This window comes from Pseudomonas sp. LBUM1679 (assembly GCF_059695565.1).
This window is the reverse complement of the sequence record NZ_CP166774.1, coordinates 6,099,631-6,122,974: the sequence shown is the minus strand read 5'-3', so window position 1 is coordinate 6,122,974 and position 23,344 is coordinate 6,099,631. Positions and strand designations below refer to the sequence as shown.

Below are 23,344 nucleotides of genomic sequence, written 5' to 3'. Positions count from 1 at the left end.
TTGTGCAATGGAAAGGTGTGGTGTGTTGGCGCGAGCGGTGCGGCGATCCGACCTCGCGATGAACGATAACGCGGTCAGTCAGAAAAACTACCCTGCAAGCGCTCGGCGCGAAACTCCAGGGTTTGCGGGCGATAACCGGGGCGCAACGGCGGTATCGGTAAACAGTCGTCCCAGTTCGCACCCGGCTGCAGTTCGCCCGGGCCGCGATAGCGGGGCGCGGCGTATTGATTGTCGGCCAGGTTCACCGTATCGCCCGGTGCGTACGCCGCGACACGCCAGCGCAACTCGGTCAGCGGCACGTCGTTGCCATTGTTCATGGTCAATTTCAGCGGACGATCCGCCGGGCAGTGTTCAGGCGCATAGGTGATGCGCAGCTCCAGGCGCGCCAGTTGCTTGACCTCGCGGTTGTCCATCCAGATCACCCAGGTGGCTACCACGCCCAATCCGATGGCAGCGGCTACAGAGACAGGCAAGGCCTTGGCTGGATAGCGCAGCAACAGGATCAGCCAGGTGATGACCAGCAGGACGCCGATGAACATGACGCGAAACCTCGGGGATAGAGAGGGTCATCGTACCTAAGCGTAGGGGGGATTGGCGATGGGAATGATTTCGGCGGTGGGTTATCTGGCCTCTTCGCGAGCAAGTTCGCTCTCACAGGGATTTGCGTCGATCATAAATCATGTGGCAACACCCATCCCCTGTGGGAGCGAGCTTGCTCGCGAAGGGGCCAGCCGGGGCAATAAAAAAACAGGCGAAAAAAAGCCCCCATCCAACCCACTGCGGACGCAGTGAGTAGCATGGGGGCTTTTGTATTACCGAACGTTTACTGCGCGATGGTTTTCACCGACACGCCACGCTCAATCGGGTTGGAGCGACCATAGATATCTTCAAACCGCTCGATATCGTCTTCGCCCAGGTAGCTGCCCGATTGCACTTCGATGATCTCGAGTGAAATCTTGCCCGGATTGCGCAAACGGTGGACCGAAGCGATCGGAATATAGGTCGACTGGTTTTCCGTCAGCAGAAACACGTTTTCGTCGCAGGTCACTTCGGCGGTGCCGCTGACCACGATCCAGTGTTCGGCGCGGTGGTGGTGCATTTGCAGCGACAGGCAGGCGCCCGGCTTGACCGAGATGCGCTTGACCTGGAAGCGGCCGCCCATGTCCACCGAGTCGTAGGAGCCCCACGGACGATAGACTTCGCAGTGGGTCTGGGTTTCGCTGCGGCCTTGCGCGTTGAGGGTGTTGACCATCTGTTTCACGCCTTGGACCTTGTCCTTGTGGGCGATCATCATGGCGTCCTTGGTTTCGACGACCACGATGTTTTCCAGGCCGATCACCGACACCAGCTTGCCATTGCCGTGGATCATGCAGTTCTTGCTGTCCTGGATGACCACGTCGCCTTTGGTGACGTTGCCGTTGGCATCTTTCTTGTTCACTTCCCACAACGACGACCAGCAGCCGACATCGCTCCAGCCCGCAGTCAGTGGCACGACGCAGGCGCGCTGGGTTTTTTCCATGACCGAATAGTCGATGGAGTTGTCCGGGCAGCAGGCGAAGGTCGCGGAATCGATGTCGACGGTGTCGGCATCCTGTTCGCTGCGTTCCAGGGTCAGGACGCAGGTGTCGTAGATGTCCGGATCGTGTTTTTTCAGCTCTTCGAGGAAGCGGCTGGCGCGGAACAGGAACATGCCGCTGTTCCAGAAGTAACCGCCGGACTGGACGAACTCGGTGGCGCGTTTGACGTCCGGTTTTTCGACGAACTGCGACACACGGCTGACGCCTTCGGGCAGCAGCGAGTCGTTGGTCGACTTGATGTAGCCGTAGCCGGTTTCCGGTTTGGTGGCCGGTACGCCGAACAGCACCATTTCGCCGTTTTCGGCAGCGACGGTGGCCAGGGCCAGGGCGCGTTGCAGGGCTTTCTGGTCTTCGAGGACGTGGTCGGCCGGCAGGACCAGCATCAATTCATCGCGACCTTCATTGACCAGCATCATCGCGGTCAGGGCCACCGCCGGCGCAGTGTTGCGACCGAAAGGCTCCATCAGGATGCGCTGGGTGTCCAGGTTACGGGCCAGCAACTGCTCGTTGACGATAAAGCGATGGTCCTTGTTGCAGACCACGATCGGGGTGTCCATGCCTTCGAACACCAGGCGTTCCAGGGTTTGTTGGAACAGCGTGTGTTCGCCGGTCAGGGCGAGGAATTGCTTGGGGAATTGCTTACGCGAAAGCGGCCAAAGACGTGAGCCGCTACCACCTGACAAAATCACCGGAATCATGTTGTTACTCCTTGAAAATCGTTTGGGTCAGAGCTACTGCGTTCTGTCGTTTCACTCTTTTTCTTGTTTCGTGTCCTGATTGACGCCTCGATCCTTGTGGGAGCTGGCTTGCCTGCGATGGCATCAACTCGGTGCATCTGTAGCACCGAGTCGCCTGCATCGCGGGCAAGCCCGGCTCCCACAGGAAAATGGGTCAACCGGGCAAATGTTTTAGCGCGTCGAAACCGGGCGTTTTACCCACACTGGCGACAGGCTGCTGCCGTTGCCGGTGACGTACAGCACGGCGGCTTCACCGCGTTCCAGGGCAACCGGTTTCACGTCGCCGACTTTCTTGTCGCCATCGTATAGCGCCAGGCTGACTTTGACCGGGTTGATTTCACGCTCGCCACGGCCCTTGGCGGCCACGTTCGGCACCACTTCGGTCTTGCCGTCGGCGGTTTTCAGGGTCAGGGCCTTGTCGCTCAGGTTCTGTACGCGAACCAGGGATTTCTGCTTGTTCTTGAACGGCGGCTCTTCGATCAGTTGCGGCGCGCCGCTGGCGTTGTTGACCAGGGTGTAATAGTGGTCACCGGCCAGTTTCACCGGCAGGGACTGGCTGCCGACCTTGGCGCTGTAGTCGCCACCGGGCATGAAGCTGAAGTCAGTGCTGGACAGCGGCGCGACTTCGGCCAGGTTGGTGCTGCCGACGGTGGCGCTGACTTCAGCGTTGCCGGCGTTGTAGACACGCACGAAGCTCGAGCCTTTTGGAGCGGTCGGGCCGTAGAGCGCGGCGTCACCGGCGAAAGCCTGCATGGACAGGACGCTCATGCCAGCGACAAGAGCCAAAGTCTTAGCGAGACGGCGAGGAGTAGTAGTGAAAGTCATGGTGTACCTCTCTTTCAGTTTTGCGCCCGGTCGGGCGTCTCGGATTTAGTGTTTGCGGCTACGTTTTGTTGGCGAACGCCAGCTTCTTTGAGCTCTGCGACCCACTGCGGGTCGGCGTCACCGATTTCGTTGTTCACAGGCAGATAACGTTCAGGAAACTCCCAGATCAGCACCTGTGGCGGGCTGTTCTTGAAAGCATCGCTTTGCAGATAGCTGAGCATTGGCAGAATCGGGCCGTGGCCGTCTTCGGCGTAATTGACCACGTCGCTCTTCAGCGCTTCTTTGAGCGCACCGACGAAGTTCCAGTTAGGGTTGGCGCTGTAGCTGGTGCCGATCAGGGCCACCGGTACTTCGGTGTTGGCGAACAGGGCGTCATCACCGCCAGCCTGATCATCAGCCACCACGGTGTTGCGCTTCTGCAAGGGCTCGGTGGCCGGCATCAGGTTTTCGAACAGCGGATCCAGCGGCAGGAACAGACGCAGGTCGCCCTTGTGCGTGACCTTCTCCGCAGGTTCGGTCACGAAGCGTTGCGGCTCACCGCTCAGCGGCGTCTTGTCGGCAATGGTTTTGGCCAGGGTCTGGGCAGCGATTTGCGCGCCTTCCGGAGTCCAGTGGGTGTCGGTGCGCAGGAATACTTGCTGACCGTCCAGCTTGCCCTTCAACAACGGGCCGAGCAGGTCGGGGGCAATTACCTTGTTGGCCGCGACACGGGCATGGAAATCCTGATAGAGGTTGGCGTGGATGCTCGAAGGCTTCACGTCACCCAGGTGCTCCGGGTACAGGCGAGTCTTGGCCGGCACGATCGCCATCACCAGTTTCACGCCTTTCTCTTTCAGGGTCTGGCGCACGCCTTCGACCAGTGCGTAGTTGCCTTGCAGATTCAGCTCTTCGTTGACGATCGGGTTGAATTCCTCATCGCTGTACAACCACTGGTCGCGACCGAGCACGACGCCCGGACGACCTTCGTTGAACAGTTTGAAATCCAGCGCGGCCCAGAGGTTGGTGCCCAGGCGCTTGATCGGAAACTCTTCGTCGTAATGGGTCTCCACGGCTTTGGACCAGCGGCCGTTGAGCACCGTCGCCTCGGCGTTGGTGCTGAAGCCCAGGAAGCTGCGCGTGGACCACACGCCCAGGGCCAACAGCGTCAGCATGAACAGAGCGATGTAGAAGATGCGTAATGAGCGGGTCATGGTCAGATCCCTCAGAACTGGAAGTAAAGGAACGGCGAGAAGCTTTGCGCCGAGAGTTTGAGAATCGAGGCGATGAACAACAGCAGCACCAGGGCGCGCATCACATAGCGCGACCAGTCAGCGGTCCAGTAGGCCGGTTGCACGGTCGCTTCAACGCCGACGGTGTAACCCGGCTCGTGGATGCTGGCCGGGTTGTCGCCCGGTACGGCCTTGATCATTCCTGGCTGTGCAGTGGCCGGGCCATTGGCCTCGACGTTGACCGCAGGCTTGGTTTTTTCCGGTGGCAGGTTGCTGTAGAAATCCCGGATGCCGAAGAACGCCAGGGTTGCGTACGCCACCACCAGGGTCGCCACTTGCAGGCCGGTGAGGCTGGCCGCGTTGAGTTCCGACAATGACCATTCGCCGAAGCTGAACATCGCGCCGTACATACGGCCGGCGACGTGCAGGTTTTCCGAGCGGAAGATCACCCAGCCCATGACCACCAGCAGGAAGGTCAGCGCCCAGCGGATCGGGTTGATGCTGCGCGGCGAGGTGTTCAGGCCCAGGGCCTTTTCGATCGCCAGCCACATGCCGTGCCAGGCACCCCACACGATGTAGGTGATGTTCGCACCGTGCCACAGACCGCCGAGCAGCATGGTCAGGAACAGGTTGCGATAGGTCATCAGCGTGCCTTTACGGTTACCGCCGAGGGTGATGTACAGGTAGTCACGCAGCCAGGTGGAGAGGCTGATGTGCCAGCGCCGCCAGAACTCGGTGATCGACTGACTGATGTACGGCTGTTTGAAGTTTTCCATGAAGCGGAAACCCATCATCAAGCCCAGGCCGATGGCCATGTCGCTGTAGCCGGAGAAGTCGAAATACAGTTGCGCGGTGTAAGCCAGGGCGCCGAGCCAGGCATCGCCCGTGGTCGGGTTCTGCAGGGCGAAGCAATGGTCAGCCACCACCGCCAGGGTGTCGGCAATGAAGACTTTCTTGATGAAACCCTGCATGAACCGCGTGCAGCCCTCGGAGAACTTGTCGAGGGTGTGGGTGCGGTTGTTGAACTGGTCGGCCAGGTCGCGAAAACGCAACACCGGGCCGGCGATCAGGTGCGGGAAGATCGCCACGAACGCAGCAAAGTCGATCAGGTTGCGGGTCGCCGGGGTGTCGCCACGGTAGACGTCGATGATGTAGCTGATGGACTCGAAGATGTAGAACGAGATCCCGATCGGCAACAGCACGTGGGTCAGGATGAACGGCGACAGACCGACCGACGTCATCATCGCGTTGATGCTGTCGACGCCGAAGTTGGCGTACTTGAAGTAGCCGAGGATGCACAGGTCGACGCCCACGCCCAGGAGCAACCAGCGCTGTGCCGGTTTGGTCCTGACGCCTGCGGCCCCGACTTTGAGGCCGATCCAGTAGTTCCACAGCGTGACGGCTGCGAACAGCGCAAGAAAGTCCACACGCCACCAGGCATAGAACACATAGCTGGCGAGCAGCAGCAGCAGGTTGCGATAGCGTATTCCGCTCAGATAGTACATGCCGAGAAAGATCGGCAAGAACAAAAACAGGAATACATTGGACGAAAATACCATCCCGATCTCTCCGTGTTTAACCAACAGTCAGAGGCCAACGGCCCCCCCAAACCCCCCACCCAAAAACGGGGGAATATCACTCAACTCAAATCTTGCACTGACCCTGTAGGAGCGTGGCTTGCCCGCGAAGGCCGTTACGCGGTTGAACTGATGAACCGTGTCATCGTTCTTCGCGGGCAAGCCTCGCTCCTACAGGTTTTGTGTTTGCTCTAGGAACCTTTGCCTTTCTCGTAAGCAGGGTCGTAGACCTTGGTCAGGTCACCCCCGAGGCGGAAGGTCTTGAACGGCTGCATCTCGTGTTTTTTCTCCAGCACATCCGGCGAGCAGGTGTAGAGCGTGCAGAACGGTTCGAGCCAGGCGAATTTCGAGTCGACCTTGAGGTCGGTCATGTCCTGTTCCTTGCCGCTTTTTTCCTCGAACTCGTCCTGGTCTTCAACGCCGGCGAGCACGCGGTCACCCAAACGTTTCAACGCGCCGTTGTTTTCCTGACGCAAGTCCACACCGTTGACCTGGGCGAAACTGGCGATCATCGCCAGCGGCGGCAGGGCATAGTTGTGATAGGCGAGGGCGCGTTGCTTGCGCTTGAGCTCGTTGGGCAGGTAACCCTGGGCGTCGATTTGATTGGCGCCGACCTTGAATTCCTTCACCGACCAGTCGAACAGGTCGCGGCGGTTGGTGGCGATGGAGGTTGCCATCACCGACCAGGCGGACCAGTACGAGTGGTTGTTGGTTTTTTCCAGCGGCAGGTTGTCCCAATCGCTGACCACTTGATCAGCCATCTTGCTGAACCAGGCTTCGATCAGTTGCGACTCCTGCTGATGGTTCGCCAGCGGATGGGAGTCGGAGAACTTCAGGCGGACATAGGACGATGCCATGCTGCCCAGCGCCCATTTGCGCATGGACTTGCCGGTGTGGTTGAAATCCTTGGACATCAACGCATCGGCCTTGGCCCAGGCAGTCAACCAGTTCAGGGTGCATTCCAGCTGTTCCGGGCGACCGTCACGCATGTACTGCATCACGTGCTTGCTGGTGGCGCGCTCGATCTTGGTGATGTCGGCGGTGGTGTCGCGAAAGGCTTTTTCCGAGGCCTCGTTCAGGGTCGAACGGGCCTTGTCGGAACCTTCGTACTTGCTGCGAAATTGCAGCGAGCCGGTGTAGGGCGTCGGCATTGCATCACAGCCTTCGCTCTTGTCGCCGGTTTTGACTTTTTCAATCGGCGCGAAATAACCCTGGGGTGGACGCAGGGGCGCGGCGGCCTGAGTCGCCCCGGCAAACATGGCCAGGGTCAACAGGGACGGTGCGATCAATCTTTTCAAAGTTCGGGTTTGCATGCATGTCATAAGAGGTTGCCTCATTGCCCGGCTTGAGCGGTACGCTGCCCCAAGCCAGGGAACACGTTGCGTTTGCAGATCTTCGCTTCGACTTTCTGCGGCGCGGCACCTGCTTCAGGGCCCTGGACTTCGACGGCCAGCAGATTCTGCGAGCCCCAGTCTTCGTCCGTGCGCAACTCAAAGGCGAAACGCCCGTCGGTGTCGGAGGTTTCCGGTTTTTCGATCTTGATGTCCTCGTGGCGACCGTTCATGTACCAGAGGGTGGCTTGCAGGGTTTTCACCGACGGATCGGCGAAGCGGATATCAACCTGGTGGCTGCTGTTTTGCAGGTTCAGGTTCTTGCTGTTGACCATCAATTCGTTCTTGCCCGGTTTCAACGTGGTGCTGCCGGTCATCTGTGCATCCTTTCCTTCGCAACCGTTGTCCAGCAGCGCCATCATCTGGCGGTAGGTGGTTTCCTGGTCGAGGCGGTAGAGCGGCGAGAATTCCCAGATCAGAATCTTCGGCGGCTTGGTCTGGAACTCTTCGCTGCCCAGGTACTGCAGCATCGAACCTTCCAGGCCACCGCCGGGGAACGCCACGTTGAGGATGTCGGCGCCGATGGCCTCCTGGAGGAAACCGGCGAAGTTGTAGTTCTTGCCACTGTGGCTGGTGCCGACCAGGGTGATCTCCGGATTGCCGGAGTCACTGAACAGATCGCCATCGCCGGCTTCGCCTTTAGGCTCGGTGGTGAACTGATCCATGTACTGGATCGCGTAGCTGGTGCCACAGAGTTGACCGGCCATATTGTGTAATGTTCCGGTCTTGCCCATGCGACCCGACTTATGGGTCTCGAATTCACGCTTGGGAATGTCGGCGAAACCTGGAATCTGCTTGACCTTCTCGGCCACGATCTTCGCCGTGCGCTGGGCGCCGTATGGGGTCCAGTGCTGGTCGCCGCGGAAGTAGAAGTCGTGGGCCGGCAGGGTGTCGGGCAGCGATTCGTTGGTCAGTGGCGACAGGTCCGGTACCACATAGCCCATCTGCGCGAAACGGCCGAGCATGGTCTTGTAGTTCTTCAGCGCCTTGTCGAAATCGAATTGGGCTTTCTCTTCCGGGTTCAGCTTGTTGCGGTTTACCAGGCCACGAGTCGGTTGATAAACAACAACGAGCTCCACGCCTTTGCTCTTGAACGCATCGTGCAGCTCTTTCATGCGTTTGTAGCCGGCGGGGGTGGTATCGAATTCGGTGCGCAAGTCTTCCTGGGTCCGGAACAGCCAGTCACCCTGGGCCTGTACCAGCGTGGTGAAGTTCTGCTGGTAGCGCGTGGTGTAGTTCTTGGCGTCGTGGGCTTCCGGGCACAGGTTGCAGCACGGTTCGGCGCTGAAGCTGGGTGCTTTGGCTTCATCGGCCCGCGCACCGCCGCTGGCCGCGAAAATGCCGGCGGCCAGGGCCGACAGGCTGAGTAATTTGATCAAGTGTGGGCGCATAAAATTATCCTCAGTCCTGCATTTCGGTCTGGCGTTCGACAGGGTCGATCAGCACGGCTTTCTGCTGGCGCACCAGCAGGTCGAGAATTTCATCCTGGCGCTCGCCAAGAATCCCGTTGAAGCTGATGCCGCTGGATTTGGTGGGCGCGAGCATGGACACGCGATACAACTCGACGCTCAGCGGCGAGTCGATGGACAGCGGTCCGCTGCCGTTGCCGGCCAGTTCGCCACCGACGATGATCAGGGACACCTGGGCGTCGAACGGATCGAGGTCGATGTCCCGGTCGGTGTCGGTCAGGTCCTTGATGTGGCCGTAGACACCGGTCAGGCCGTTGGCCATGGCCAGGTTTTCGTACAAGCGGATGTTCACGCTGTTACGAATCCGGATGCCGTGGCGCCGGTTGCTGATCACCTTGTTGCCCCACAGCAGGTTGTTGCCACTCTCGTAGAGGGTGATGCCGTCGGTGTGGTTCTGGTAGATCTCGTTGTAGGCGACCAGGTTGTTCACGCTGTTACGGTCGATCACCAGGCCCGAGAGCTTGTTGTCGTAGCTGCGGTTGTTGAAGATGAAGCTGTCGTTGACCTCACGGGAAATGATGATCCCGTGCTTCTTCTTGGTCCCGAACACCGTGTTGTCGGCAATGATCAGACCGTGGGAACGGTCATGGGGGTCGATGCCATAGACGATGTTGTCTTTGTAGGTGTTGCCCTTGACTACGAAGTCTTCGGCTTCGTAGCAGTAGAAGCCGTACCACATGTCCGAGAACTCGGAACCGACGATCCAGCCGGTCGGTTCAGCGCGCTTGAGCACCTTGGCCATGTTCGGCGTGTACTGGGAAATACTCACGCCGTAGGACTTACTGTTGGCATAGCCGAAACTGGCGATCTTGCTGTTGGCGATATAGGTCTCGGTACCGCCCCAGGACAGCAGGAACGGACGGAATTCTTTGGGCGACTTGAAGGTCGCCGGGCCGTTTTCCTTCTCGCGCCAGCCGGTGATTTTGGTATCGCGCACAAACAGCTGGCCGTCGTTGACCAGGAACGAACCGGCCTCCTGGGACAGGCGCAATTCCTGGGTCTGCTTGTCGATTTCCAGGATGCCCTTGTGCCCGACCACGATCGGCAACTTCGCCAGGAACACGCCCGGCGAGGTTTCGCTGAAGTACTGCTTGGGCACCTTCTTGACCAGTTCCTTGAGGTTCATGTAGCCGTCGTCGATGAAGATCGCCTGCGGGATGCCGTGCTGACGCACCACCCATTCGGCCATCTTGTTGTCACCGCCGATGAAGTCCTTCAGGGCGTCTTCCTGCATCATCCGGCGCACGCTGATTTTGCCGGGCTTGGTGCGCACGATTTTCGCGGCGATGGCTTCGGCGGTGTAGCCGGAGGTGTCCGGCAGTTTCGGCTTTTCCAACTCCAGCGGCGCGGTCGGTGCGCTGCTGACGGTATAGGTCTTGGCCTGTTGCAGTTCCTTGGCCACGGTGGCCGGCTTCCCCTGTTGAGGGGTTGCCGGTTCCACACTGGCGAAGGCCGCCGAGCTTGCCAGCAGCATCGCGCCGGCCAGCAAGGTGATCGAGCCTCTCTTCGGACTGTTCATGTAAGGAACTCCCTTCGCTGTTCGCATCAGAAGCGCCAGATCACGTCGATGAATGCACGGTGCATGTACGAGTCGACGCCTTTGCCGTAGGCATCGCCCGGCTTGAACACACCGCCACGCAAACGCACCAGGGCCGACGGCTCATCGATCGATTGGCTCAGGGAGGCGGGCAGCAGGCCCTGCTTGAAGTACTTGGTGACGACCACGTCCATTTCCTGTCCGAGGTCCTTGTTGCCATCTTCCAGCGGCAGCGAGGTGCTGGAGAGCACGGCGCCGGTCACGTCATCGGTGTCGTTCTGCACGGCGTTGATGCCGTTGCTGCCGACCGGCTTGTTGCCGTCGACGCGCCAGAATTTGTGGTAGATCACGCTGGCGTCGTATTCGTCGTTGAGCATCCACGAACCGAACAGCGTGGCGGTCTGCATGTTGTTCATTTCGCCACGGAAGGCTTCACCGAAACGGTGCACCCGCGAGCGAGTACCGGTGTAGTTCGAGCGGTTGCTTTCCAGGCCGTTCTGTTCGTAATCGGCGCTGGCGCGGGCATAGGCTGCACCGACTTGCCATTGCGGATCGAGGCGCAGACGCACACCCAGGTCGGTGGCCCAGCCATCGACGTTGCCGCTGGTCTTGGCTTGTGCCGGTGCGGTGCCGTCGGCGTTCAGCGGGTTGACCGTGTCGCGGTCGCCGCTCATGCCAGTGATGCTGCCCCAGTAATTGACGGTGTTGGTGTTGCGCCAGTTGTAGGCATCGCTGTCCGCGGTGAGGCCGATCCAGCTGATGTCGCCGTTCTCTTTCTTGTCCAGGGAATCGGCGGCCACACCCGGCTCCGGGTAGTCCAGCTTGCCGTCATCGTGGGTGTGATGCCCGCGAATGCCGACCCAGTTGCCCGGGTTCCACTGATACGCCGCATCGGCGTAAGCGTGCAGGCGATCCTTGTCCTTGGGCGCGAGTTCGGTGAGGTCGGTGCGGTATTCGCTGAAGCGTTCGGCCACACCGGCGTTGGCGCGCAACAGGGTGGTGTCGAAGGTCCAGTTCAGGGCTTCGATGTTGGTGTCGCGCCATTGGCCATCGTCATTGCGCAGGCGTTGACGGCCGAGCTTGAGGATCTCGCCGGGGTAGGGCGTCAGACCGCTGTAGCCGACCCAGAACTCGCGCATCGCCAGGTAGTTTTTCTTGCTCTTGCGATCACCGTTGTCGGTGGCCTGGGTGCCGTCGCTGTCGGACTGCTGCAGGGTGTCAGTCTCGATGATGTCGGTGGACGTCACGGCCTGGCCCATGGCGTAGCCGCTCCACGCGCCGCTTTCGCCATAGATCCATGGACGCAGGTCGAGGCCGACGCCATTGACGTCGCCGCCGCTCGCCGTACCCAGGTCGGTATCGTCTTCGGACTGGGCGGTGACTTTTACGTCAAGGCCGTAGTTCTTGCTTTCGGTCAAGGCTGCCAGGGTCGGGCACGACCACAACAGGGCGAACGACAGGCCGATGCCGGCCTTAACGAATGGATTCAACTTCATAGGGATTCCTCGCCGTCTTCTTCTTCCAGGGCATGCAGTTCCAGCGTGTTCTGGCTCAAGGCACCACGAACGGCCTGTTCTTGTTTCAACAGGCGTTGGGCCTCGGCAAGCTGGGCAGGCGGCAGCTGGGCTTCGAGTGTTTGCGCAAGCTCGGTGGCTTGCGGGGTGTTCTGGGCCTTGGCCAATTGGCTGAAGACGTAAGCGTTGAGCGGGTCGGGCTTGGTGCCCTTGCCTTGGGAGAACAATTGGGCGATGGCGAAGTCGGCGCTGTTCTGGCCGTTGCGCGCAGCGGTCAGCAGGTGGTCCAGGGCTTTTTGCGAGTAGACCTTGCCCAGGTAGCCACGGCGGTAGATCTGGCCGAGGTAGTAGTCGGCGGCCACTTCCCGGCCGACGGCTTTCTGGAAGTGTTCTTCGGCGACCTTGGCGTCGGCCGGGACCATCTTGCCTTCGTAGTAGAGCTTGCCCAGCAACAGTTCGGCGCGGGGCTGGTCGGCGGCGCGGCCGTTGTCCAGGTACTTCATCATGGTGTCGACATCGCCGAGTTCCGGGAAGTCGTAGAGCAATTGCGCCAGGCTGACCCAGGAAGCGGGGTAGCCGGGTGCGATGCCTTCAAGCAGCGACTGCGCGGTTTTTTCATCGGTCGTGCCCAGGGTTGCATCACCCAGTACGCGAGCGACGCTGTCCACGCGCTGAGCCGAAACCGTGCCGCGCGCCTGGGCGGCTTGCATCTGCTTGATCAGCTCGGCCTGTTGCTCAGGCGCCGCTTTCTTCTGATAAACCGTGGCCAGTTCGACGTAGCAGATGTCGGTGGTGGCCAACGCGGCCTTGCAGATGCTTTCCACTTCGTCCAGATGCTGGTCGTAAGTGCCTTGGGTGCGATACAGCAGCACCTGGGCCAGGCCCGCTTCCGGCTTGCCTTCGGCGCGCCACTGGCTGATCTGCTGCTGTGCGTTGACGTTGGGGAAACTGTGGGGGAATTGCAGGTACAGCATCGCCAACGGGATCAGGGTATTGCCTTCACCGGCGGCGGACGCTTTTTTCAACAGGCCTTCGGCTTCCTGCTGTTCGGCTTCGGTGGCACCGGGTTTGGCCACCAACAGACGACCCAGGCGCGCCTGGGCCCGCGGCGAGACGCTGGCCGCGGCGCGGTAAGTCGCCTCGGCCTGTTTCATCTGCGCCGGGTCATGGCTGTCGACCTGGATATCAGCCAGGCCGACCTGGGCTTCGCTGTAGCCCAGGTCTGCCAGTTGCTTGTAGTTCTGCGCCGCCAGCGCGGTATCGCCGCGCTTGAGGGCTTCGTTGGCCAGGCGCTGGTCGGGCAGGCCGGCGCAACCGGCCAGGCTCACGGCCAAAGCCAGTGAGCACACCATAAGCCCCCTGTGGGAGCGGGCTTGCCCGCGATTCGCTTGACGCGGTTCGTCAGAGACACCGCAGTGATCCAATCGCGGGCAAGCCCGCTCCCACAGGGATCGCGGTGTTTTGAGGAGATTGATGATCATCACGGGCATGTCCTCTGCTTAAATACCGGCGGCCATGGCTTTGTCGATCAGCCAGTTCAGGTTCGGACCACGGGTGCTGTTCACTTCAACCGGGCGACCGGCGAACTTGCTGTCCAGTGGCTCGTCAGGCTTGATCTGTACGCGGATGTCGGACGACAGGTCGGCGCTTTTCAGGCTGGTGCTGCTGACGATCGTGCCGCTGCGGGTTTTGTCTTCGCCGGCGATCTGGAAGCTGACCGTGCTGCCTGGCAACACGTCGCCGAACTGGCGATAGGAGAAGCGCGCTTCGACGTTGGCTTCGCTGTTACGCGGCACCAGTTGGAAGATCACGTCGCCTTTGCTGGCGTACTGACCGTCGGCAACCAGTTGCTGGGCCACGGTGCAATCGCATGGCGAGGTCAAGGTGCCGGTCATCTGCTTGCCGAACAGTTCTTCAACCTTGGCCGGTTGCAGTTGATCTTCGTCAAGGTGACCCTTGAGCACGTCAAGCATGCTGGTGCTGAAGGTCGCCAGCGGGGCGCCTTTTGCAGCCACGCCGTCGGCTTTGATCAGGCTCTGCACGGTGCCGTCGCGCGGCATGGTGATGTTCATCGCCGGTACGCTGACCAGGCCAGCCTGGGCGTGGCTGACGAAGTACATGCCGTACACCGACTTGAAGATGAAACCGAAGGCCGTGAGGCCGACGAGGAAAATCGCCAGGCTGAAGGTCACTGCGCGCAGACGGCCGAACGGGGTCATGCCGTGCCCGCCATCCTTGACCTTGCGCGCCTTGGTGAAGTTGTCGCGCTGCAGGGTCGCCAGCATCTCGCCGACGCTGACGATGTCGCCGGCCAGGTGTGAGGTGATCAGGTGGCGCAGGGTGGAAATGTCCCGCGGCTCCAGGTTCTGGAACTGGCAACCGACGCGGCCGGTCTCGCGATCGAAGGAGCGTACTTGCAGCTCGACGTCCATGGCCAGGCCGAGGTTGTCGATGACGAATTGCAGGCGAGCCTTGTACACCTCGCCCACCTTCAGTGGCAACTGACCGGCGTTGAAGGCCAGGCCGCCAGCGGAGAGGTCGATGACCCGTGCTTCGAACGGGGTCCGGTCAGGACCGAAGAAACGCAGCTTGGCCGGGATTTTCACTCTGGCGTGTTGGCGCTGGGCTTCTGATTCATGCACTACGTTGGCGTTGACGGCGGTATTCATATAGACGATTTCCTAGTTAATTCAGGCGAGTTCGGTCAGACCATCATCAGCAGCACGGCAACAAAAATGCTGCCGGCGGAGAAGGTCATGGTCCGAGACGACCAAGTGTTGAACCAACGTTGAAAGCTGGCGAGATCACGGGTCAGAGAAGTGGGTTGGCGAGTCCAGGACTGTTTGTCGAGGCGGAAGAACACGTAGATCTTCACCAGCGCGCCGACGATCTGGTTGTAATAGAGAATCGCCGGGTAGGCCGGGCCGATCTTGTGACCGGACAACGACAGCAGCACGGTCAGGATCAGGCGGGTAATGCCGATCCACAGCAGGTAAACCAGGATGAACGCGGCGCCGTACTTGAAGGTGGCGATGAGCGCGACCGTCAGGCCCAGCAGCGACGTCCACATCGACACCCGCTGGTCGAACAGCACCACCGACGTGAACAGGCCGAGGCGTTTCATCCCCAGGCCCAGGGCGCGGGAGTTCTGGCGCAGGTTGTTGCCGTACCAGCGGAACATCAGTTTGCGGCTGGCCTTGATGAAGCTTTTTTCCGGCGGGTGTTCCACGGTGTGGATCGCGGCATCCGGCACGTAGAACGTGTCGTAGCCCAGGCGCATCAGGCTGAACCAGCTCGACTTGTCATCACCGGTGAGGAACTTGAAGCGACCCAGGCGCCAGTGTTGCAGCGAATCGCTTTCGACGTCGGCGATGAAGTCCGGGTTGGTGACCACGGAGGCGCGGAATACCGACATCCGGCCGGTCATGGTCAGTACGCGCTTGGACAAGGCCATCGAGCACATGTTGATGTGGCGCTGGGCGAACCGCAGTTTGTGCCATTCGCTCATGATGTAGCCGCCGCGCACTTCGCAGAACTCGTTGGTGGTCAGGCCGCCGACATTGCCGAACAGCTGGAACCACGGCACGGTCTTGAGCACGACGCCTTCGGCCAGCACGGTGTCGCCATCGATCACTGCAACCACGGCGCGGTCGTCCGGCAAGTGGCGGGAGATGGCGCGGAAACCGTAGGCCAGGCCATCGCGCTTGCCGGTGCCGGGAATGCGCACGAAGTCGAGCTTGACGCGGTCCGGTGGGTTCATCCGCGACCACAGGCTTTTCACCAGCTTCTCATCGGACATTTCCACGATGGAGCAGACCATGGTGGTCGGCAGGCCGCAGTCGATCGCTTCGCGAATCACCGAGGCGTAGACCTGGGCGGTGGTCAGCGCGTCGATTCGAAAACTGGTGACCATCAGGAACACATGGGACGGGTCTGCCGCTTTACCCAGCTTGCGCACTTTGCGCCGCAGGTGCGGGTAGACCACGTACAGAAACAGCATGCCGCGCAGAAAGTGCGTGGCACCCATCGAGTAGCGCCAGATACCGACGATACCGATCAGGAAGATAAAGTCCCTCGACTCGGAGTCGAACGTGGACGCAGGCAACGCCATGGCGATGCCCATCAATAAACTTAGGTAAAACAGCCAACCGGCGGCCTGAAGTAGGCCGTGCTTTAGCCTGTGCATAATCTGCATCCGTCTCGATCTCGGGCGAGCCTGTGGGGTGGCCCGATGGGGTTAAGGCAGGCGTAAAAACCGTAGGAGCGAGGCTGCCCGCGAAGGCTGCGTGCCTGACACACCGCGTTGCCTGGTTCGCCGGCAAGCCTGGCTCCTACAGGAGCGAAGGCTGCGTGCCTGACACACCGCGTTGCCTGGTTCGCCGGCAAGCCTGGCTCCTACAGGAGCGAAGGCTGCGTGCCTGACACACCGCGTTGCCTGGTTCGCCGGCAAGCCTGGCTCCTACAGGAGCGAAGGCGGCGTACCTGACACATCACGTCGTCTGGTTCGCCGGCAAGCCTGGCTCCTACGGGGAAGGTGTGTTACCAGCAGATGCCTTCGGTGCGGCCAGCTACACTGGTGGCTTGGGACATGAAGCCGACCAGGTCGATCACTTGCTTGCCCTGCGGCGCTTGTTGCGCCAGCGCACGGAATTTCTCGTCACGGTTGCCGAGGATGATCACGTCGCAGTTGTCGATCACGTTGTCGAAGTCGGCGTTGAGCAAGGACGAGACGTGAGGGATCTTCGACTCGATGTAATCCTTGTTCGCACCGTGAACACGGGCGTATTCGACGTTGCTGTCGTAGATGCTCAGGTCGTAGCCCTTGCCGATCAGCATTTCCGCCAGGTCAACCAGCGGGCTTTCGCGCAGGTCGTCGGTGCCGGCCTTGAAGCTCAGGCCCAGCAGGGCGACTTTGCGTTTGCCGTGGCTGGAGACGATGTCGAAGGCGTTCTGCACCTGGGACACGTTGCTGCGCATCAGCGAGTTGAGCAGCGGCGCTTCCACGTCCAGGGAACCGGCGCGGTAGGTCAGGGCGCGCACGTCTTTCGGCAGGCAAGAGCCGCCGAACGCGAAACCAGGGCGCATGTAGTACTGGGACAGGTTCAGCGTCTTGTCCTGGCAGACCACTTCCATCACTTCACGACCATCGACGCCGACAGCCTTGGCGATGTTGCCGATTTCGTTGGCGAAGGTCACCTTGGTGGCGTGCCACACGTTGCAGGTGTACTTGATCATCTCGGCGACAGCGATGTCCTTGCGGATGATCGGTGCGTCGAGTTCTTCGTACAGCGATTGCAGGACGTCGCCCGACGCTTTGTCGAACTCGCCGATGACGGTCATTGGCGGCAGATCGTAATCGGCGATCGCGGTGCTTTCACGCAGGAACTCAGGGTTCACTGCTACGCCGAAATCGACGCCTGCTTTCTTGCCGGAGCAGTCTTCGAGGATCGGGATCACTACGTTGGCCACAGTGCCTGGCAGTACGGTGCTGCGAACCACGATGGTGTGGCGGGTGGTCTTGTCACGCAGGACAAAACCGATCTCACGGCACACGGCTTCGATGTAGTTCAGTTCCAGGTCGCCGTTCTTCTTGCTCGGCGTGCCGACGCAGATCATCGACAGGTCGGTATCGCGAATCGCTTCGGCGAAGTTGGTCGTGCCGCGCAGGCGGCCCGTCTCGATACCCTTCTGCAGCAATTCGCCCAGACCCGGTTCAACGATCGGCGATTTGCCGGCATTGATCATATCGATCTTGTCTTTGGCGACATCGACGCCAATGACGTCATGGCCCCGTGCAGACAGGCAACCGGCACAGACTGCACCGACGTAACCCAAACCAAATATGCTGATGCGCATCGCATTTACCTCTCAGTTAATCAAGTCTGTTTCACCAAGCCATTACATGGCCGGAATTAATGGTGTTAAGCGGTCATAGTGCACTCGCAAGTGCGGCCTTATCGGCGCCATAATGCAGCGCGCAGGCATAATAAGTTCCGAGTGTCTAAATAAGTGCACTCAGGATGTGCGAACTAGGCCTTATTATTATGATGTGCCCTGTCATGCAGCCGAGCTTCTCTGCAGAAGTCACGGGTGCAAAGGTCTTGCGCGCTCAATGCCAGGCAATTAGCCCGTAAATCAAGCGGTTGGGTGCTCAGGCGAGCACGTTTATAGGGGCGCGGCCTTGGCCTGGTAGGGGATAGTGTTGATGCGTTATCTCCTGTCCTTCAGGTGTTGCCCAAATCAGGGATCAGTAGCGGAAGTTGATGTGACAACTTCGCTGCGTGAATCACTGTTCTGCGTAAGTTATCTCGTACATGCACCGTGAGAATCGTTACCGGTGGTATGAACTACGCATCTGGACATAGTTCCGGCCCGCTCATCGCGAATTCTGAAATTTCTTGAAATATTGACAAAGATGGCACTGCTTTCAAATTGATAGCACCGTCTGTTTCACCCTTGATACATAGGGCTATGAGCGCAATAGATAGGAATGTGCCACTACCGCTGAAAATTTTCGGTGCCACTACGGAAAAAAATCAGCAGTGTCGAGTGAAACTAAAGTTAGGGATTTGGGTGCTGAATTTTTGGCGCCAATAAAACGGCGAACAAGGCGAGGGATTGTCGGACGATCAGACGTCTGCGCAGGACGGATCATGAAGTGTCGTGCGCCGACCGGGTGACTACTCTGGCGCGTGATCGCGCAGAAAGACCAGCGTGTCCGGTGAGGACTGCTCGGCGCTGTAGCGATAGCCCTGCACGTCGAACTGTTTGAGGGCATCCGGGTCGTTGACCCGCTCTTCAATGACAAACCGACTCATCATTCCGCGAGCTTTTTTTGCGTAGAAGCTGATGATCTTGTACTGGCCGTTCTTCAGGTCCTTGAACTCGGTATTGATGATGCGCGCGTTCAGCGCGTTGCGCTTGACCGCGCTGAAATACTCGTTGGAGGCCAGGTTCAGCAGCACGTCATCGCCTTGATCGGCCAGGGCTTCGTTCAACCATTCGCTGATCCGGGTCCCCCAGAAGGCATACAGGTCCTTGCCGCGGGCATTGGCCAGTCGGGTGCCCATTTCCAGCCGATACGGCTGCATCAGGTCGAGTGGACGCAACAGGCCGTAGAGGCCCGACAACATGCGCAAGTGCTGCTGGGCGTAATCGAAATCGGCTTCGCTGAAGGTTTGCGCGTTCAGCCCGGTGTACACGTCACCCTTGAACGCCAGCAGTGCCTGTTTGGCGTTGGCGGGGGTAAAGGCCGGCGTCCAGCTGCCAAAACGCGCGGCGTTGAGCCCGCCGATCTTGTCGGAGACATGCATCAACTCGCTGATCTGCATCGGGCTCAGCTCGCGCAATTGCAGGATCAGCTCCTGGGAATGGTCGAGGTATTGCGGCTGGGTGAAGCGCTGGGTCGCCGGCGGTGTTTCGTAGTCGAGGGTCTTGGCGGGGGAAATCACCATCAGCATGAAGTCGTCTCCTTTAATCGTGGGGGCGATTCTAGGGGGTTGTCTGCGTTGACTCCAGCTATCGCGTTCATAGGTGATGATCGGTGGATATCCACAAAACCCGTAGGAGCGAGGCTTGCCCGCGAAGGCGGCGCATCCTGCATCAATCTGCCTGATACAGCGCTTTCGCGGGCAAGCCTCGCTCCTACAGGAATCATGGCCGCATCAGCTATAGTGCCGCCCGGGTTTTGTTATGGAGACATCCCATTGCGCATCGCTTTTCTATTCTCGGCCTGGCTCTTGAGCTTCAGTGCCCTGGCGGCACCGGGCGAGGCGGCGACGCTGGATCGCACTACCTGGCCCGAACAGCTCAACAACCCGACCCTGTTCGACGTCGCCTCGCGCGCCGAGATTCTGATGTTCGCCAACGTCCTGCTGGCCAGCGAATCCCTGGATGAACCGAGCCTGGCCCAGCGTCTGGGCCTGCGCACGATCAACCTGGCGTCAGTCAACCACCTGCGTCAGCGCCTGTGGCAACGCCTGCTGGACAACTACAACTTCGCCCAGCAAAGCTGCGACCAGGACGCCTCCTTCTGTTTCCTGGTCGAGGACCTGGACACCTTGCGCCAGCAGGCGGCCAAGTTTCAGGTCAGTGACGACAGCTACTACATCAAGTGGGCCGCGCCGAGTCGGCAGTTTCATGCCCGGTATCTGGACGAGCAATTGCGCAAGGCTGCGCTGTTTCCACACACCAGCAGCGAAGTCGAGCGCTTTGGCGACCATGAGCGCAACGGCGAGCAGATGAATGACCGGCTGTTCCTGCTGACCTTCGACAGCGCCGCCAATGCCACGCCGGACAACACCGCCTGGGTCACCGAGTACCTGCGCAAGTCGAACATGAGCGGCACCTTCTTCGTCCTCGGCAAGGACATCCAGGCGCGCCTGGCCGAGCGTGCGGTCGCCAGCCTGCAAGCGACTTATTCAATGCAATGCATCGGCGTGCAAGGCTGGGAGTTCCGTTCCCACAGCCACTGGCAGGACTGGCAGGACTCGGTACGACGCAGCGTCGAGCTGGTCAAAGGCAAGCTGCCGGAGAATTATGTGCCGCTGTTCCGCCCGCCTGACGGTCAGCGTCGTGCGGACGCCGAAGGCTTCTTCAACGCCCAGGGCCTGCAAGTGGCGCTGTGGGACATCGATGCCCAGGACGGCGCGGGCAAACTCAAGCCCGACCAGAGCGCGCAACGGGTGTTGACCTTGATGCTGTTGTGGCGCCACGGCGTGATCAATTTCAACGTCAAGCAAGATGGCGTGAAAACGGCGATGCCCTGGCTCGTCACGCAAACGGCGCAAAGCGGGATCGGTTGGGAAGACTGTCAGGACGGGTTTCGCTGAAAATGGCCAAAGCCCGTAAACATTGGGCGAAGGGCGATTTCAGGAGAGAATTCGGTGCAGGCGGACTTCCGACTTTAACGGCACATTGCCTGCACGCCAAGGGCTATTCGTCACTCTGAAAAATAAACTTCAAAAAAGCGTCAAAGTACTTTTTACTGTCACAGGTTTTGGAGTATTACGAAGACAGACCGCCGAAACCTGCAACACAGGTGGCGTCTTCCAAGACCCAGCTTGTTCGCAGTTCACTTGAACCCTCGCAGGTGAATTCGGTGGCCACTTCGAGGCGCAGCACTGTCACGGTATTGCGTCGACTGGCTCCCACAAAGGTGACCGAGTATGGATGATCACGGACGTAGTTTTTCCTCCAACCAGCCAATCCTTTATGTACTCGATACCAACGTATTGATCCACGATCCAAACGCCCTGCTTAATTTCGAAGAACACCACGTTGCCATCCCCATGACCGTGCTTGAAGAGCTGGACAAGCTCAAGAGCGGGCATCACAGCGTGGCCGCGGAATGCCGCCAGGCCATTCGCCTGATCGACAAGACCCTGGGCGACGCCAGCCCTGAAGACGTCGAGCTCGGTGTGCCGATCCAGCGGGGCAAAAGCGGACCCAAGGGTTTGCTGTCGATCCTGATGAGCAAGCGCGCCGAACCGAACATCATTCTGCCTGAGCACCTGAACGACAACATCATCATCAACCAGTTGATCGACCTGCACGCGCGCGAGCCCAAGCTGCCCGTGGTGCTGGTCACCAAAGACATCAACATGCGCCTCAAGGCCCGGGCGTGCGGGATCGCGGCCGAGGACTACAGCACCGACCAACTGGTTGACGACGTCTCGCTGCTGCCTAATGGTTATCACAACATGGACGGCTCGTTCTGGGACCGCGTGAAGAATGTCGAAACCCGTCAGGACCACGGTCGCACCTGGCACCAGGTGCAGTTGATCGACAACCTGCCGGCGGTGCACATCAATGAGTTCATCATCGACGAACAGGGCTTTGTCGGCTGGATCAAGGAGATCGAGGAAGACCGGCTGCTGATTCTCGACCTGCACCAGGAACCCCTGTTGCACCAGGAAGCCTGGGGCCTGAAACCGCGTGACATCTATCAAAGCCTGGCGCTGTACGCCTTGCTCGATCCGGATATCCACCTGGTCAACCTGACCGGGGCCGCCGGCTCGGGTAAAACCATCCTGGCCCTGGCGGCGGCAATCGAGCAGACCATGGTCAGCAAGCGCTACCGGCGGATCATCGCGACTCGCAGCGTGCAGGGCCTGGACCAGGAGATCGGTTTCCTGCCCGGCACCGAAGCGGAAAAAATGGAGCCCTGGCTGGGCGCCATCACCGATAACCTCGAAGCGTTGCACATGGATGACGAAAACACCCATGGCAGCGTCGACTACATCCTCAGCAAGGTGCCGCTGCAGTTCAAATCCCTCAACTACATTCGGGGTCGCAGCTTCCAGCAGAGCCTGATCCTGATCGATGAATGCCAGAACCTCACGCCGCACCAGATGAAAACCATCATCACCCGTGCCGGTGCCGGTTCCAAAGTGGTGTGCCTGGGCAACCTGGCGCAGATCGACACCCCTTACCTGTCCGCGACCAGCTCCGGGCTGACCTACCTGACCGAACGCTTCAAAGACTTCCCCAATGGTGTGCACATCACCCTGCAAGGGGTGCCACGGTCGATTCTGGCTGAATACGCAGAGTCGCATTTGTAACCACCTCACCAGAACCGGGCGGCCTCACAGGCCGCCCATTTTTTTTGCCCGGCGAATAACCCTGTGGGAGCGGGCTTGCCCGCGATGGCATCACCTCGGTTTACCTGTTGAACCGCATCGCCTGCATCGCGGGCAAGCCACGCTCCCACAAGGTTGCAGTGACCCGATAATCCAAGGTGCGGAAATCTGACCCACAGGTTTACAATCGAGGCTCTTGATCAGGAGTAACCCTGTGCTGACTCATCTCGATTCCCAAGGTCGCGCCAACATGGTCGACGTCACCGAAAAAGCCGTGACCTTCCGCGAAGCGACGGCCCAGGCGCTGGTGCGCATGCTGCCCGACACCCTGCAAATGATCGTCAGCGGCGGTCATCCCAAGGGTGATGTGTTTGCCGTGGCGCGCATCGCCGGCATTCAGGCGGCGAAGAAAACCAGCGATCTGATCCCCCTGTGTCATCCGTTGCTGCTCACCGGCGTCAAGGTCGAACTCAGTGCCGAAGGCGACGATACCGTGCGCATCGTCGCGCGCTGCAAGTTGTCCGGGCAGACCGGCGTCGAAATGGAAGCCCTGACCGCCGCGAGCGTGGCGGCGCTGACGATCTATGACATGTGCAAGGCCGTGGATCGCGGCATGACCATCGAAAGCGTGCGTTTGCTGGAGAAGCTCGGCGGCAAGAGCGGCCATTTCCAGGCGGATCAGCCATGAACGTCACCGTGAAGTTTTTCGCTCGTTATAGAGAAGCACTGGGCGTCGACTCGGTGAGGGTTGAAGGCGACTTCGCCACCGTTGACGACGTGCGCGCACTGCTGGCCCAGCGTGACGGCGCCGAGGTACTGAGCGAGCAGAACCTGATGTGCGCGCGCAACGAAGACCTGTGCCAGCTCCACGAGCCGGTGAGCGATGGCGATGAAGTCGCCTTTTTTCCGACCGTGACCGGGGGCTGAGC

At 60.0% G+C, this 23,344-nt stretch carries 18 protein-coding genes; 4 read left to right on the top strand and 14 right to left on the bottom strand.

The window, feature by feature from the left end; translation table 11 throughout:
• Window positions 1-74 precede the first annotated feature (74 nt).
• The 14 genes from ACA062_RS27900 to yaaA all read right to left on the bottom strand — a co-directional run bounded on the left by ACA062_RS27900 (window position 75) and on the right by yaaA (window position 19,295).
• Complete coding sequence (locus ACA062_RS27900; RefSeq protein ID WP_497453916.1) at window positions 75-539, bottom strand: multidrug transporter; 465 nt, start codon at window positions 537-539, stop codon at window positions 75-77.
• Between the two features lie 284 nt (window positions 540-823).
• Window positions 824-2,275 carry a mannose-1-phosphate guanylyltransferase/mannose-6-phosphate isomerase gene (locus ACA062_RS27895; protein WP_497453915.1) on the bottom strand — a complete coding sequence of 484 codons (1,452 nt, stop codon included), beginning with the start codon at window positions 2,273-2,275 and terminating at the stop codon, window positions 824-826.
• A gap of 210 nt (window positions 2,276-2,485) precedes the next feature.
• The gene (locus ACA062_RS27890) at window positions 2,486-3,139 is read right to left on the bottom strand and encodes an alginate O-acetyltransferase AlgF (RefSeq protein ID WP_497453914.1); all 654 of its coding nucleotides are present in this window, start codon (window positions 3,137-3,139) and stop codon (window positions 2,486-2,488) included.
• A 14-nt stretch (window positions 3,140-3,153) separates the two neighbouring features.
• On the bottom strand, window positions 3,154-4,329 hold the full coding sequence (locus ACA062_RS27885; protein ID WP_497453913.1) for an alginate O-acetyltransferase: 1,176 nt from the start codon (window positions 4,327-4,329) through the stop codon (window positions 3,154-3,156).
• An 11-nt stretch (window positions 4,330-4,340) separates the two neighbouring features.
• The gene (locus ACA062_RS27880) at window positions 4,341-5,906 is read right to left on the bottom strand and encodes an MBOAT family O-acyltransferase (protein WP_497453912.1); all 1,566 of its coding nucleotides are present in this window, start codon (window positions 5,904-5,906) and stop codon (window positions 4,341-4,343) included.
• A gap of 209 nt (window positions 5,907-6,115) precedes the next feature.
• Window positions 6,116-7,246, bottom strand: coding sequence for a mannuronate-specific alginate lyase (locus tag ACA062_RS27875; RefSeq protein WP_497453911.1), 1,131 nt, complete (start codon window positions 7,244-7,246; stop codon window positions 6,116-6,118).
• 11 nt (window positions 7,247-7,257) lie between these two features.
• Entirely contained in the window at window positions 7,258-8,706 is a 1,449-nt protein-coding gene (locus ACA062_RS27870) for an alginate O-acetyltransferase (protein WP_497453910.1), read from the bottom strand.
• Window positions 8,707-8,716: 10 nt separating this feature from the next.
• On the bottom strand, window positions 8,717-10,303 hold the full coding sequence (gene algG / locus ACA062_RS27865; protein WP_497453909.1) for a mannuronan 5-epimerase AlgG: 1,587 nt from the start codon (window positions 10,301-10,303) through the stop codon (window positions 8,717-8,719).
• 26 nt (window positions 10,304-10,329) lie between these two features.
• Window positions 10,330-11,817 carry an alginate export family protein gene (locus ACA062_RS27860; RefSeq protein ID WP_497453908.1) on the bottom strand — a complete coding sequence of 496 codons (1,488 nt, stop codon included), beginning with the start codon at window positions 11,815-11,817 and terminating at the stop codon, window positions 10,330-10,332.
• Window positions 11,814-13,316 (bottom strand): alginate biosynthesis TPR repeat lipoprotein AlgK, encoded by a 1,503-nt coding sequence (gene algK / locus ACA062_RS27855; protein WP_497453907.1) that lies wholly within the window; start codon window positions 13,314-13,316, stop codon window positions 11,814-11,816. Before algK ends, ACA062_RS27860 begins: the two co-directional genes overlap by 4 nt.
• Window positions 13,317-13,334: 18 nt before the next feature.
• The gene (locus ACA062_RS27850; RefSeq protein ID WP_497453906.1) at window positions 13,335-14,504 is read right to left on the bottom strand and encodes a PilZ domain-containing protein; all 1,170 of its coding nucleotides are present in this window, start codon (window positions 14,502-14,504) and stop codon (window positions 13,335-13,337) included.
• Window positions 14,505-14,539: 35 nt separating this feature from the next.
• On the bottom strand, window positions 14,540-16,021 hold the full coding sequence (gene alg8 / locus ACA062_RS27845) for a mannuronan synthase (protein WP_497453905.1): 1,482 nt from the start codon (window positions 16,019-16,021) through the stop codon (window positions 14,540-14,542).
• A gap of 353 nt (window positions 16,022-16,374) precedes the next feature.
• Window positions 16,375-17,691, bottom strand: coding sequence for a nucleotide sugar dehydrogenase (locus ACA062_RS27840; protein ID WP_497453904.1), 1,317 nt, complete (start codon window positions 17,689-17,691; stop codon window positions 16,375-16,377).
• An 824-nt stretch (window positions 17,692-18,515) separates the two neighbouring features.
• Window positions 18,516-19,295, bottom strand: a complete 780-nt coding sequence (gene yaaA, locus ACA062_RS27835) for a peroxide stress protein YaaA (protein WP_497453903.1) — start codon at window positions 19,293-19,295, stop codon at window positions 18,516-18,518.
• 246 nt (window positions 19,296-19,541) lie between these two features.
• Here yaaA and ACA062_RS27830 point away from each other — a divergent pair, with 246 nt between their 5' ends.
• The 4 genes from ACA062_RS27830 to moaD all read left to right on the top strand — a co-directional run bounded on the left by ACA062_RS27830 (window position 19,542) and on the right by moaD (window position 23,342).
• Window positions 19,542-20,666, top strand: a complete 1,125-nt coding sequence (locus ACA062_RS27830) for a polysaccharide deacetylase family protein (protein WP_497453902.1) — start codon at window positions 19,542-19,544, stop codon at window positions 20,664-20,666.
• Window positions 20,667-21,002: 336 nt separating this feature from the next.
• On the top strand, window positions 21,003-22,397 hold the full coding sequence (locus ACA062_RS27825) for a PhoH family protein (RefSeq protein ID WP_128870169.1): 1,395 nt from the start codon (window positions 21,003-21,005) through the stop codon (window positions 22,395-22,397).
• 232 nt (window positions 22,398-22,629) lie between these two features.
• Complete coding sequence (moaC, locus tag ACA062_RS27820) at window positions 22,630-23,103, top strand: cyclic pyranopterin monophosphate synthase MoaC (RefSeq protein WP_064679623.1); 474 nt, start codon at window positions 22,630-22,632, stop codon at window positions 23,101-23,103.
• On the top strand, window positions 23,100-23,342 hold the full coding sequence (gene moaD / locus ACA062_RS27815) for a molybdopterin converting factor subunit 1 (protein WP_497453901.1): 243 nt from the start codon (window positions 23,100-23,102) through the stop codon (window positions 23,340-23,342). Before moaC ends, moaD begins: the two co-directional genes overlap by 4 nt.
• The last annotated feature ends 2 nt before the right edge of the window (window positions 23,343-23,344 follow it).

Coding starts and splice junctions, on each gene's coding strand:
- yaaA (WP_497453903.1), bottom strand. CDS start 19,295: ATGCTGATGGTGATTTCCCCCGCCAAGACCCTCGACTACGAAACACCG.
- ACA062_RS27870 (WP_497453910.1), bottom strand. CDS start 8,706: ATGCGCCCACACTTGATCAAATTACTCAGCCTGTCGGCCCTGGCCGCC.
- ACA062_RS27880 (WP_497453912.1), bottom strand. CDS start 5,906: ATGGTATTTTCGTCCAATGTATTCCTGTTTTTGTTCTTGCCGATCTTT.
- ACA062_RS27900 (WP_497453916.1), bottom strand. CDS start 539: ATGTTCATCGGCGTCCTGCTGGTCATCACCTGGCTGATCCTGTTGCTG.
- ACA062_RS27875 (WP_497453911.1), bottom strand. CDS start 7,246: ATGACATGCATGCAAACCCGAACTTTGAAAAGATTGATCGCACCGTCC.
- ACA062_RS27860 (WP_497453908.1), bottom strand. CDS start 11,817: ATGAAGTTGAATCCATTCGTTAAGGCCGGCATCGGCCTGTCGTTCGCC.
- ACA062_RS27850 (WP_497453906.1), bottom strand. CDS start 14,504: ATGAATACCGCCGTCAACGCCAACGTAGTGCATGAATCAGAAGCCCAG.
- moaD (WP_497453901.1), top strand. CDS start 23,100: ATGAACGTCACCGTGAAGTTTTTCGCTCGTTATAGAGAAGCACTGGGC.
- algG (WP_497453909.1), bottom strand. CDS start 10,303: ATGAACAGTCCGAAGAGAGGCTCGATCACCTTGCTGGCCGGCGCGATG.
- alg8 (WP_497453905.1), bottom strand. CDS start 16,021: ATGCACAGGCTAAAGCACGGCCTACTTCAGGCCGCCGGTTGGCTGTTT.
- ACA062_RS27895 (WP_497453915.1), bottom strand. CDS start 2,275: ATGATTCCGGTGATTTTGTCAGGTGGTAGCGGCTCACGTCTTTGGCCG.
- algK (WP_497453907.1), bottom strand. CDS start 13,316: ATGATCATCAATCTCCTCAAAACACCGCGATCCCTGTGGGAGCGGGCT.
- ACA062_RS27840 (WP_497453904.1), bottom strand. CDS start 17,691: ATGCGCATCAGCATATTTGGTTTGGGTTACGTCGGTGCAGTCTGTGCC.
- ACA062_RS27890 (WP_497453914.1), bottom strand. CDS start 3,139: ATGACTTTCACTACTACTCCTCGCCGTCTCGCTAAGACTTTGGCTCTT.
- ACA062_RS27825 (WP_128870169.1), top strand. CDS start 21,003: ATGGATGATCACGGACGTAGTTTTTCCTCCAACCAGCCAATCCTTTAT.
- ACA062_RS27885 (WP_497453913.1), bottom strand. CDS start 4,329: ATGACCCGCTCATTACGCATCTTCTACATCGCTCTGTTCATGCTGACG.